A 12,584-nucleotide genomic window follows, 5' to 3' on the forward strand; every position below is an offset into this window, starting at 1 on the left:
GTGGCAGCCACGGCAAGATGTTCGGACAGCGCCCGCCTGCCTTTGCTGGCGCAATCAGTGCTCCCGAGCAACCTTCGCACGATACCAATAAGAGTAGATCTCTTTATATCCCAGCTTGGAGTAGAGAGCCAGGGCGGGAGCATTGGCTTTCACGACCGCCAGGTAGCTATGCGTTGCTCCGCGCGCCTTGCCCCACTGCAGCAGGTGAAGGATCAGCTGCTCGCCAATGCCTTGATTGCGGAAGCGGCTGTCGACGACAATATCATATAGACCGATATATCCTCCGCTCAGGATGCCAAGACCGCAGCCGATCGCCTGCCCATCATGATAAAGGGTCAGGTAGCCCGTGGCGGCGCCGATATGGGACAGCATGCCCGTCATCGTCGGTTTGTGCCGGGGATCGACGCAGTTGAAGCAGCAGTAGAGGTCGATCCAGGCTGGCGTCAGCTGCTCTTGGATGCTGGCCGACTGCAGCACAGGCGGGGCGAGCCGGGAGAGACCGACCGTCTGGACGCTGCTGGGCTCCAGGATCGTGTATCCTCTGTCCTGCAGCAGCCCATCCAGTTCCACAGGCTGGGCGAAGGGGGTTATTTTGTAGACGGGTCGCAGCCCGCGTTCCTCGTACAGCTCTTCGCAAGCAACGATCTTCTCCTCCACTGGGAGCAGGGAGGGATAGATTGCCTGGATCGAATTGGCCCGTTTCGTATAGCCCCCGGCAAATCGCAGCACCCAGCCGTCATATATCTCGGTAGACAAGGGCTGCCAATGATTTAGTGTCATCTCTTCCAGATGTCTGGGTAACATGTCCTCACTCCTTCGTTAAGCGCGACTGGTTTTGAACCGTGCCACCAGCCGATCCAGCAGCAAGCCCGCCAAAAACCAGATGAACACTGTAGACAATAGGTACAGAAAGCGAGGGATATCGGCCTCCCTGACAGCGGGATAAGCCTCGTATAACCATAGCATCGGACTCGTGAAAAAGAGCAGCAAATTTTTGTCGTCCAGTCCAGTCAGATGAAACGCGATGACGGCCAGAGCAAACGCCGTGAACCAGAAGCAGAAGCTTTTGAGCTGGTTTCTCATGCCAGTCCTCCTCTCCTGTTCGATTGAAACGGTTATTGTGCAGCTGCGCGTCTCGTAGAAACTAATGAACGCGCTGAAGTCTATGAAAAGCGATCCGCAAGAAAGACTGGGCACGTCCTTGGCCGAAGCTGACGATCCATCTTTTTGAGCGTACAGATATGTGTGATATTAACATATATTAGGTTGTAGGAGAAGCGCTAACGTAGGAAGAAGCTGAGCGTGGGAGCTGTTGAGAAAGAAAGTTTCGTTGGCTGGGCTCGCAACCCGGCGGCGGGGTGCTATGGAAAAAGTAAGTTTGATCAAACTAAAAGGCTGCCTTCGGAGTCATCTGACCATTCCGGAGACAGCCATTTTTTTTGGTGGAGGTGAAGTGCGACGCTTCACGGGTCACTATATACGCTAGCTCCGTGGGTCGCCATTTCGCTCGTCTCACAAAAGGACACAGTAGCACCTATATCGAACATTCGCTTGATTTCACTCTACTTGCGGACAGAGGGTACGCTATTGGTCTGGAAATGGCACCAAAACAACAGAAAACCAACAATTAACGGATCGTGTGTCCGCCTCCCCTGCTTTCAGCTAGCGTTTGTTCCGAATAGGCGCTATTGAGTCCGTTAAGCTGGGGGAATTCGCAGCAGTGGTCGATTATGGCAGGGCGTCGCTGGATGCACCTACTGATCGCTACTGATCGCAGCTGCGGATCCAGGAGCAATCGTAGGTAGCAAGTGCACTCGCAACCGCGGGCACCTAGCTCATGCCTAGATGGACAGACGCAGGTTGCAACTGCGGACTCAAGCGCAGCCGCAGCCACAGCCGCGATTTTTGCCGCCGGTGCAGGCGCAAATCGCAGGCACGGACAGCAAGAGGGGACCTGTGCTGGCAGATCGCCAACGGGGTTCGGGGTCAGTCTTACTCCTCGTACACCCGCCCCCAACCATATCCGGCCTCCTTGGAGGTGTCCTCGGGCATGCCCGGCAGGATCAGGCCGCCGTCGATCCGCAGATTGATCCCGGTAATATACGAGGCCTGATCAGAAGCAAGCCAGGCGACGGCTTCGCCGATATCCGCAGGGGTGCCCAGGCGTCCGAGCGGGATTTTGCGCCCCAGCGGCATCGTCAGGGCATCGTCCTCCAGATTGTTGACGGTAGCTCCCGGGGCCACGCAGTTCACCCGGATACCATGCGGCGCCCACTCGAGCGCTAGCGACCCGCAGGATCGGATCAGCGCCGCCTTCATCCCGCCGTAGATGCTGTCTCCCGGATAAGCGCGTTCGCCGCGCGACGAGGTGATGAACTGGATGCTGCCGGGAATCTTGCGCTCGATCATGGCTGCGGCGGCATGCTTGGAGATGAGGATCGGCGCGGTGTAGTCCAACTGCACCAGGGAGGCGATATCCTCCTCTGACATGTCGAGCAGCGGCTTGTTGTTGCCGCCTCCGGCATTGTTGACGAGCAGATCGAGCCGGCCGCAGCCCTCCAGTGTCTCGTCTACGACACGGGCGACGTCTTCTTGCTCCATCAGGTCGCATTGCAGGACGAGCGGCTGTGCCCCGTACGTATGGCGCATGTCCTGTGCGAACGACTCGATCTCGTCCGCGCTGCTGCGATAGGTGAGAGCCAGCTGATAGCCTTTTTGCGCCAGCACGCTGGCGATGCCCCGGCCGATGCCTTGTCCGGCCCCGGTGACCAGGGCGACTTTACGTTCCAGATGTCCAGGTGTTGTTGCATTCATCTCGCATACTCCTCTCTGGCCTTCAAATGCCGACGCAAGGGCGCCGACTTTATAGGCGAAGGTCTGTCTATTCATTACCCTGTCCGCAGGCGTATTACTCGGACTACACGATCGCAGGATTTCCGCGGCCGAATAATAAAACAATGGACAAATGGTTGTTCGTTCCTTTATAGTAATGTTATAAACAAACATTTAGTGTTTGTTAATAACACTAGGAGTCGATGACATGACAAATAAGGTTCGGCTAAATCGAATGTTCAGCGAGGAAGGCAAATGTTTTGATGTTGCAATCGATCATGGTTTTTTTAATGAGTATTCTTTTCTCTCCTCTATTGAAGACATGAAGCAGGCCGTAGAGACGGTTGTAAAAGCGGATCCAGACTGTATCCAGCTCAGCCTCGGCCAGGCGCGCCATCTTCAGCAGATTCCGGGCAAGTCGAAGCCGGGACTGGTGCTTCGTACGGACGCGGCCAACATTTATGGGACGAAGCTGCCTGACTATCTGTTCAGCGAGATCATCGATCAAGCCATCGAACACGCGGTGCGGCTGGACGCCGTAGCGGTCTGCGTCAATCTCCTGCTGCTGCCCGGACAGCCTGAGCTGCATTACCAATGTGTGAAGAACGTCATGAAGCTTAAGAGCGACTGCGAGCGTTACGGCATGCCGCTCATGGTCGAACCGCTGGTTATGCTGGGGAACGAGGCGAAGGGCGGTTACATGGTGGACGGCGATATCGAGAAGATCATGCCGCTTGTGCGGCAGGCCGTGGAGCTTGGAGCGGATGTCATCAAGGCGGATCCTTGCGACCATGTGGAGGACTATCACCGCGTCATCGAGGTGGCTTCCGGCATCCCGGTGCTGGTGCGGGGCGGCGGCCGCGCCTCGGACGAAGAGATCGTCACCCGTACCGTCAACCTGATGGAGCAGGGAGCTGCCGGCATCGTCTATGGCCGCAATGTCATCCAGCATCCGCATCCCGGCCGGATGACACGCGCGCTTATGGGCATTGTGCATAAGAACGACGGTGCGGATCAAGCGCTGGCCGTTCTAAGAGGGGAGGCATAGATCCTATGAGCAAACGTGTGATCCGATTCGGCGTCATCGGCTGCGGCTTGATGGGCAAGGAGTTTGCCAGTGCGGCAGCGCGGTGGCTTCATCTGACCGGGGTTGATTTTGTCCCGGTCATCACGGCAGTATGCGATGCCAATCCGGCCGCCACGGCCTGGTTTGAAGAAGCGGTGCCGAGTGTCAAGCGCTCCTATACGGACTACAAGGAACTGTTGGCAGATCCCGAGGTGGATGCGGTGTATTGCGCGGTGCCCCATAACCTGCACGCAGACATCTATGCAGATATCATAAGAGCCGGCAAACATCTGCTCGGCGAGAAGCCGTTTGGCATCGACCGCGAGGCCAATGCGGACATCATGCGGGTGATGGCAGAGCATCCCGAGGTTGTCGTCCGTTGTTCTTCGGAATTCCCGTTCTTCCCGGGGGCCATGCAGGTGCTCCAGTGGGTAAAAGAAGGACGGTTTGGACGTATTATTGAGGTCGAAGCCGGTTTCTGGCACTCCAGCGACATGAATCCCGACAAGCCGATCAACTGGAAGAGGAGAGTGGCTACAAACGGCGAATATGGTTGCATGGGCGATCTCGGCATGCATGTGCTGCATCTGCCGATGCGCTTCGGTTGGAGACCGCGCAATGTCAGGTCGCTGCTGACGAAGGTAATGGAAGAGCGTCCGGACGGCAAGGGGGGCATGGCGCCTTGCGAGACATGGGACAATGCCATCCTGGCCTGCGAAGTGCGGACAGATGAGCAGTCGTTCCCGATGGTGCTCTCCACCAAGCGTATCGCACCGGGACATGCCAACACCTGGTTTATCCGTATCCAGGGCACGGCGTTCTCCGCCGAGTTTTCGACGAAAAATCCGAAGCAGGTGGCCTGGCTGCCTTATGAGCCGGGCGGAGAACAGGCGTGGCATGTCATGGACGCGCCGTATCAATCGGCGTATGGCACGATTACAGGAGGCATTTTTGAATTTGGCTTCTCCGACTCTATCCTGCAGATGTGGGCAGCGTTCTGCGATGAGATCGCGAACGGTCGGGAGGGCATGAGCCAGCCGTTCCACTGCGCGACGCCGGAAGAGGCTGAGGGCAGTCACAAGGTATTTACTGCCGCGCTGGAGTCGGGGCGGACAGGAGCGACCATCGAGCTTCACTGGGGGGAATAACGTGACAAAGCTGGTACTACCCTATCCCGTCATCGCAGCGGGACATGTATGTCTGGACATCATCCCTGCCATTACGGGCGCTTCCTTCGGTCTCGTACCAGGCAAGCTGGTCAATGTAGGCGAAGCCATGCTGTCGACGGGCGGGTCGGTACCCAATACCGGCCTGGCCCTGCACCGGCTGGGCGTGCCTGTCAGGCTGATGGGCAAAGTCGGCGGCGACGCCTTCGGAGAAGCGATCCTGACGGCGATCCGGCAGGAGCACCAGGGGCTCGCAGACGGCATGATCGTGGCGCCGGGCGAGGCGAGCTCCTACTCGATCGTCATCAGTCCGCCGGGCGTCGACCGGATGTTCCTGCACTGCACCGGAGCCAACGATACGTTCGGAGCAGATGATGTGGGCAGCGAGGAATTGGAGGCGGCAGGACTGTTCCATTATGGCTATCCGCCGCTCATGCGGAGGATGTATGAGAAGGAAGGGGCGGAGCTGGCCCGTCTCATGCAGCAAGCCAAGGCGGCCGGAGTGACGACCTCGCTTGATATGGCCAAGCCCGATCCGGATGGGCCCTCGGGACAAGTAAACTGGAGACGGCTTCTGGAGGCTGTCCTCCCGTCGGTGGATCTCTTCCTGCCCAGCCTGGAGGAACTGCTGTATATGCTGCGCAGGAGCACGTACGAGGACATGGTGCGGTCTTACGGGGCGGAAGGGCTGATCGATCAGGTGGACGGCGAACTCTTGCACGGGCTTGCCGGGGAGCTGTTGGCGATGGGGGCGGCTATAGCAGTAATCAAGCTGGGCGAGCACGGGTTGTACATGCGGACGACGGATAGCGCTGCAAGGCTCGCAGAGACTGGCCGGTACGCGCCGGCAAGCCCGGAGTCGTGGCAGAGCCGCGAGCTGTATGCGCCATGCTTTCAGGTCGCGGTCGCAGGTACGACGGGCGCTGGCGACTGTACGATCGCGGGCTTCCTGGCAGCCTTCATCCTGGGCTGCGGGCCGGAAGACACGATTATTGGAGCTGTAGGCACGGGAGCCTGCAATGTCGAACGACAGGATGCGATCAGCGGCATCCCGGCCTGGGAAGACGTCCGGCAGCGCGTGGTTTCGGGATGGCGGCAACATGAGCCGCGGCTGCGGCTGCCAGATTATAAGCCCGACGACAAGTCAGGTGCGACAATCTATCGGCGGTAGGAGAGCAGGAGGACAGCATCTATGCAGTCCACTAGCGAACAGAAGGAGGCAACAAGCATGTTGAAACGCAGTCAAGTCAAAGCAGCCCAAGAGAGGACAGCCCAGTTCCTGCACGAAGCAGGCATCGTACTCTCGCCCGAGGAGCGCGAAGCGATCGAAGTGGCCTCGTTTGGCCTGGATGACCTGGAGACGCAAGGTCTGGAGATCGTAACGTATATCAATACCGAACGGTACTGCGCCAAAGAGCTCGTGTTGTTCCCACGGCAGACCTGTCCGGAACACATGCATCCGCAGATCGGAGCCGATCCGGGCAAGATGGAGACGTTCAGGTGTCGCTCCGGCTCCGTGTATCTGTATGTAGAAGGGGAGGCTGTGGAGCCGATCCAGGCCGTGATTCCGGCTAAGAGCGAGGCGTACTATACAGTAAGGTGCGAGATCGTCCTGCACCCCGGCCAGCAGTATACGATCCCGCCAGGGACACTGCACTGGTTTCAGGCAGGAGAGCAGGGCGCAGTCGTGTCCGAATTTTCGAGCACGAGTCGTGATGAGCACGATATCTTCACGGATCCTCATATCGCACGGATCCCGGTTATCGCCGAGGACTGAAGCGATGCAGCTATACGGCAGAGAGTGGACGCGCAGAGAGCTGGAGATGCATGTGGGGCGGCTGGAGCAGGTCGGTGGCGTGCGACGATTCACAGGCGCAGACGGACCGGAAGCGGGTATGGACTTCATCCAGGTCCGGACGGGAGCGGGTTTGTCGTATATGGTCACGCCGACGAAGGGACTGGATATCTCCCTCGCGGAGTACGGCGGCATCCCGATCAGCTGGCAATCGGCGGGGGGAGATGTTCACCCGATGTTCTACGAACCGGATGGCGCGGGATGGCTGCGCACCGCCTCAGGCGGACTGATGATGACGTGCGGACTCATGCATGCCGGCAGCCCGTCCACCTATGAAGGCCGTTCGTACGGTCTTCATGGGCGCGCGCATCACACACCTGCCAGGCATGTCTGCGCAGAGGGGAACTGGGCGGGGGAAGAATATGAGATGGTGATCCGCGGGACCGTCGAGGAGTCGATGCTCTTCGGCGGCCATTTGCGGTTGAGGAGGGAAATCCGCTCCCGGCTCGGACACAATGCGATCCGCATCATCGATCGGGTCGAAAACGCGGGCTTTGAGCCGGTCCCCCATATGATGCTCTACCATTTCAACTTCGGGTATCCGCTGCTCTCAGAGCACACCGCCATCAGGTTCCCGGAAGGCTCCACTGCCACTGGCATAGGCGGGGCAGCACGCGAAGGACACAAGGGGTTCCAACAGCCGCAGTCCGGCATCGGCGAGAGTGTCTATTACCATGAGCCGATCGGGTCGGATTCGGCGTCGGTGACATTGACGCAGCCCTATTTTCCCCAGGCGGGGGGAGCCGGGGTGCCGGTCTCGGTTACCTTGGAATGGTCGGCACATACGCTGCCCCGGCTCGTACAGTGGAAGATGCCTGGCGCAGGCGTCTACGCGCTCGGTCTGGAGCCCTCGAACTGCGGTGTCGAAGGCAGAGCAGCGGAAGCGGCAAGCAGGGGCATCCCCATGCTGCAGCCTGGCGAAGAGGTCATGTACACATTGGGGTTGAATGTGGAGGCCTTTCCCGGCAATAATGGAACAAGAGATCGGATTAAGGATAATGGGAGTTGAAGACATGGCAGGTGCGTGGAATGCAAGGCAGCAGCAAATTGTGGATCGGCTCCAGACGGATGGCGAGATTCGTCTGCATGATCTGAAGTCAGCCTTCTCCGTGACGGAGATGACGATACGCCGCGATCTGGAGAAGCTTGAACAGGCGGGCTTGCTGCGCCGTACATTTGGCGGTGCGATCCTGGCGGACAGAGATGTTGCGCTGAAGGATCGCGTCAGTGTAATGACCGAAGAGAAGATCAGCATCGGCCGCATGGCGGCTGCACTCATCCAGAGTGGAGATTATGTCTTTATTGACGGCGGCTCCACAACCTATGAGCTGGCCCGGGCACTCAAGCCCGGTCTGGACATTACAGTCGTGACCAACGCGCTGAATGTGGCCGGCGTGCTCCAGGATAAAGGCATCCCGGCGATCGTCTCGGGCGGCATGATCCTGGAAGCGACCTCGACGCTTATCGGTCCGTTTGCTGAACAGCTGGTCGGCTCCATGGCCTATACGCGTATATTCCTGGGTACGACCGGCGTGTCGGCCCAGCATGGCTTCAGCAACTCCAATATGTACGAGACACAGATCAAGAGAGCCGCGATCAGGCAGACGTCCGAAGTGAACATCCTGGCGGACCACACCAAATTCGGGGCGAAGGAGCTGCTCTCCTTCGCCCGGCTTTCTGAAGCTAACCGCCTGATCACAGATGCTTCCCCGGACCACCAGCTCCTGTCGGCGTGCAAGGAGGCTGACATGGAAGTCACCGTGGCCTAGCAGATTGGTGAAAAAGTGCCGGAAGTGGGGCGGAATTGTCCTGGAGAAGCGGAGCGTTCGCCTTGGTTCCCGGAATTCAACCTCAACCAGAGGTTATGATTCAAGAATTCTGGGAACCACAGCGATCGGAAGGACGATCCGCACAACGTAGGCCTCATTTTCACCACGCTTCTAGCAGAGTGAGAGCTCAGGAATTCCGGTACTGGGTCGGCGTCCGGCCCAGTTTGCGTTTGAAGATCGTATAAAAGGAATTCATGGCGCTGAATCCCGTCCTGGCAGCGATTTCTTCCATGGGAAGCTCCGTATTGCGCAGCAGTTCCGTCACTTTCTCCAGACGCTGTTCGTTGATGTAGTCCGACAGGGACTGCTTGGTGGCTTCTTTGAACGACTGCCTCACGTAGATCACCGACAGCTTCAAGGCATCTGCGATGGATTTGGTAGACAGATTCGGATTGGTCAAGTCCTCCTGGACGAGCTGGATAATCTGGGCGATCAACTCCTGGTTCCGGTTGTTGCCGATCGTCTGCCGGGCTGAAGTCCGGATCGCGTTGCGCAGCAGCTCTGCCATCCAGTCGGCAAAAGCCTCGATCGTCTCGAGCTGCTGCAACAGGTTGTCGAGCTGTGTCAGCGAGCCTGTTGCCGGGATGTCAGTATCCAGATCCATCTGATGGATAGTTTTGGAGAAATTGACGAGCAGCATCATAATGGCCAACCGCGCGTTGGCAAAGGAATAAGCCCGCAGCTGCATGATGAGCCGATCGAAATGCTGCAGGGCTTCTTTTTCATGACCTAGCCGGAGTTCATTCATCAGCAGCCGTTCGATTTCTTCTGGATACTGAAAGGACGGTTCGCCGAGCGCATGGCCTGTCATGCCGTGCTGGAGATGGATGTGCGCGGGACCTTTCAAGAATCGCTCATTGGAATGTTCAAAGGTCCGTACGTATTGATGGTGCAGGTCTGCGCTGCTTTCGACAATATCGCTGATGACAACGGTAAGCGACAGCGACAGAAATTCCTCCACCCGCGACTGAATGACGCGTGACAATTCCTGCAGTTCCTCGGTATGATCCCCGACAGCGTCCACTATGGCCACCAGATGGTCGCTTCGCATATCCACCATTTCCAGAGCCATATGGCCGCCCAGCACCTCTTCGACGATGTTGCCTGCCGCATAACGCAGCAGCCCTTGGTCAAACGCATTGTAGGCGCCCAGAAACTGCTGATAGCCGTCGATCCGAAGCAAGATCATGGCAAGGGATACGTTCGATATCGACAGTCCGTGCTTCCGGAACTGCTCTCCCAGCGCGGCCTGATCGTACTGCGAGGGATAGGTCAGCAGATCCTTCAAAAAATGATTGCGCGATGCCTGGCGAGATTGCAGGCGTTCATTCGTCAGCTCCGAGATCCGCATCTTCTGATGGCGCAGCGCGCTGGTGACGAGCGTAAACTCATCGAGATCCCTGGAGTCGGGCGTCACCGGCGTCTGTTGACCGGCATACTGCACGGTCGCATCCTTGACCAGGGCGCGTATCGGGCTGTACAGCTTCCTGGAGACCATCCAGCCGACGATCAGCGCGGCGATCAGGATAAAACAGTAGAACCAGATGGTAACGGTCTGTGTCTTGCGGACATTCATGAACACCTGATCGATAGGAATGGTCTGAGCGATTACCCAATCACTGATGCCCGAGAAACTAAGATAGGCATAGACATGCAGCAGGTCCTCGCTGTGATCCGAACGCCAGCCCGACTGGGGGCCGCCCAGCGGCCAATGCGCCGTACCCGGCGAGAGGAACTGCACGGGATCGGGACTGGAGATAATCTGTTGATCTTCATTGAGAATGACGATATCGCCATTAGAGCTCTCATATGTATTGGTGAAATAGGTGTGAATAAAATCCGCATCGAGATTGACAATCATCGCGGAGCCGGGCGCACCGGTCTCATACATCAAAACGATCGTGATGTAGTTGCGGATGACCGGCAAGGTATTATTTACGGCATCAAGCTTGCGCACGAAGTACTTGACGTACAGTTTTTGCCCGTTCGGTGAAACGGCACTCTCCACCTGCTCCATCAGCTCCAAGCCTTCCTGATCATAGAAGGTCTCCATGGGAGCAAGACCCGAGTTGGTATCGAGCACTTGTCCCGAATAGGTGTTGACAAGGTAGATCGAATCGGCGAAGGAGATATCCTGCTTTGCCTGCTTCAGCTTCTGCCAGGTCATCAGATCCCGCTCCGGGTCGGTCGAGGCGGATAGTGCATACGTCATCATATCGGGATCGGCCGAGGTGCGCAGAGCCGACAGGGACACCGAATTCATTATGTACGCCAGACTGGCGGCTTTTTCTTCCAGGAGGACCTGCACATTGTTGCCGATCTCCTGAACCGACGAACGGGAGAATTGACTGTAAAGAAAAAACGTGCTGATCGTCATCGAGCCGATGCAAAGACAGATTAAGGAGATCAGGATGCGGATAAAGGTCTGGTGATGCTGTAGCACGCGGAGCAGCGATGGTCTAGGTGAAGTCATGAATGCAGCTATCCCCCCAATTAAGAAAACGCTTTATATATAGGCCATATTATATCACCTTTACCGCTGTCTTTTTCGTTCGTTGGCCCATCTTATTGCGATCTGAGCAAAATCTTTGCTTTTTGGAGCGTGCGGTATGTGGTTTTGGAACCTTCATCTTCGGTTTTGGTAGGTGGTCAAGCCCGGTCCGATCGGGATTTCGTCCAGGGGAGACGGCTGTTCTTCGGTTCTTGAAGGATGCCTTTTGTTTTGGCGATTGTCAGCTGTCTGGCCGGGTTGTTAAGGTGGGTTATGACAATCGAATCCGGGTCAGGCGCATTGCAGACGGCAGGTGCTGCCGGCCGGATCCAGCAGGAGGAGGACGCAGTTGGATAAACAAACAGTCTCAGCGGCCAGCCGCCCCGATAGGGTGCGCGGCAAGAGGGACAGGGGCGGTCAGATGCCGCTGTTCACCCACATGAGGCGCAATCCATTCTTATACCTGATTGCGCTTCCAGGCATTGTTTTTTATTTCGTTTTCAGTTACATGCCGATGTACGGAGTATTGATTGCCTTTAAGGATTTTGACCTTACAAAAGGCATTCTGGGCAGCCCCTGGGCCGGTTTCCGTAATTTCGAGTTTTTCCTGACGTCGGGCAAGCTGGGGGAGGTCGTCTACAACACCCTGTTTTTGAATGTGCTGTTCCTGATCGGTACTACGGTCTTTGCCGTCGCGATCGCCCTGTTTATCAATGAAATCCGGGTGAAGTGGTTCAAGCGCGTATCGCAGTCGCTGATCTTTCTTCCTTATTTCATGTCGTGGATCGTCATCAGTATGATGGTGTCTGCGATACTCGGGGGACAGAATCCGGCTCTGAATGAATGGCTGGCTCTGTTTGGCCTGCCAGGCGCCGACTGGATGTTTACTCCGGAGTACTGGCCATGGATCTTGCTGGTCATCCGGATCTGGCAGGGAAGCGGCTATGCCGCGATTATCTATCTGGCGACGATTACCAGCATCTCGGATGAGCTGTATGAGGCTGCCCGGATCGACGGCGCATCCCGCAGGCAGATTATGGTGCGCATTACCTTGCCGTTGCTGGTACCTACGATTTCGATCTTGACTCTGATCGCGGTAGGCAAAATATTTGCCGGAGACTTCGGCATGATCTATGCGATTGTCGGAGACAACCCGCTGTTGTATCCGACGACGGATGTCATCGATACGTATGTGTACCGGGCGATGAGACAGCTTAACGATTTTGGCATGTCGGCGGCTGTTGGCCTGACCCAGTCTGTCCTGGGCTTTATTCTGATCATTATTACGAATGGCATTGTACGCAGATTTTCAAAGGAATCTTCGTTGTTCTGACACGAATGGGTA

General features: G+C 57.1%; 12 protein-coding genes. 8 read left to right on the forward strand and 4 right to left on the reverse strand.

Annotation, left to right across the window (positions count from 1 at the left end):
- Positions 1-54 precede the first annotated feature (54 nt).
- From ABC336_RS23235 to ABC336_RS23245, 3 genes are all read right to left on the reverse strand, one after another.
- Complete coding sequence (locus ABC336_RS23235; RefSeq protein ID WP_413240910.1) at positions 55-804, reverse strand: GNAT family N-acetyltransferase; 750 nt, start codon at positions 802-804, stop codon at positions 55-57.
- 15 nt (positions 805-819) lie between these two features.
- Entirely contained in the window at positions 820-1,083 is a 264-nt protein-coding gene (locus ABC336_RS23240; RefSeq protein WP_413240911.1) for a hypothetical protein, read from the reverse strand.
- Positions 1,084-1,992: 909 nt separating this feature from the next.
- Entirely contained in the window at positions 1,993-2,814 is an 822-nt protein-coding gene (locus tag ABC336_RS23245) for an SDR family NAD(P)-dependent oxidoreductase (RefSeq protein WP_413240912.1), read from the reverse strand.
- Between the two features lie 226 nt (positions 2,815-3,040).
- Here ABC336_RS23245 and ABC336_RS23250 point away from each other — a divergent pair, with 226 nt between their 5' ends.
- Genes ABC336_RS23250 through ABC336_RS23275 form a run of 6 tightly spaced genes read left to right on the forward strand, consistent with a single transcriptional unit; the run spans position 3,041 to position 8,688 of the window.
- Positions 3,041-3,880, forward strand: a complete 840-nt coding sequence (locus ABC336_RS23250) for a class I fructose-bisphosphate aldolase (RefSeq protein ID WP_413240913.1) — start codon at positions 3,041-3,043, stop codon at positions 3,878-3,880.
- 5 nt (positions 3,881-3,885) lie between these two features.
- Entirely contained in the window at positions 3,886-5,046 is a 1,161-nt protein-coding gene (locus tag ABC336_RS23255; protein ID WP_413240914.1) for a Gfo/Idh/MocA family protein, read from the forward strand.
- Position 5,047: 1 nt separating this feature from the next.
- Entirely contained in the window at positions 5,048-6,235 is a 1,188-nt protein-coding gene (locus tag ABC336_RS23260) for a carbohydrate kinase family protein (RefSeq protein ID WP_413240915.1), read from the forward strand.
- 57 nt (positions 6,236-6,292) lie between these two features.
- Entirely contained in the window at positions 6,293-6,841 is a 549-nt protein-coding gene (locus ABC336_RS23265; protein ID WP_413240916.1) for a D-lyxose/D-mannose family sugar isomerase, read from the forward strand.
- 4 nt (positions 6,842-6,845) lie between these two features.
- Positions 6,846-7,928, forward strand: a complete 1,083-nt coding sequence (locus ABC336_RS23270) for a DUF4432 family protein (protein ID WP_413240917.1) — start codon at positions 6,846-6,848, stop codon at positions 7,926-7,928.
- 4 nt (positions 7,929-7,932) lie between these two features.
- The gene (locus ABC336_RS23275) at positions 7,933-8,688 is read left to right on the forward strand and encodes a DeoR/GlpR family DNA-binding transcription regulator (RefSeq protein WP_413240918.1); all 756 of its coding nucleotides are present in this window, start codon (positions 7,933-7,935) and stop codon (positions 8,686-8,688) included.
- A gap of 187 nt (positions 8,689-8,875) precedes the next feature.
- On the opposite strand, the gene ABC336_RS23280 is transcribed toward ABC336_RS23275, so the two are convergent.
- Positions 8,876-11,221: a helix-turn-helix domain-containing protein gene (locus ABC336_RS23280; protein WP_413240919.1), complete on the reverse strand. Its 2,346-nt coding sequence runs from the start codon at positions 11,219-11,221 to the stop codon at positions 8,876-8,878.
- 249 nt (positions 11,222-11,470) lie between these two features.
- Between ABC336_RS23280 and ABC336_RS23285 the strand changes: the two genes are divergently transcribed.
- Entirely contained in the window at positions 11,471-11,596 is a 126-nt protein-coding gene (locus ABC336_RS23285; RefSeq protein WP_413240920.1) for a hypothetical protein, read from the forward strand.
- The gene (locus tag ABC336_RS23290) at positions 11,589-12,572 is read left to right on the forward strand and encodes an ABC transporter permease (protein WP_413240921.1); all 984 of its coding nucleotides are present in this window, start codon (positions 11,589-11,591) and stop codon (positions 12,570-12,572) included. Before ABC336_RS23285 ends, ABC336_RS23290 begins: the two co-directional genes overlap by 8 nt.
- The last annotated feature ends 12 nt before the right edge of the window (positions 12,573-12,584 follow it).

The organism is Paenibacillus jepli (genome assembly GCF_047238105.1).
GTDB lineage: Bacteria > Bacillota > Bacilli > Paenibacillales > Paenibacillaceae > Paenibacillus_D.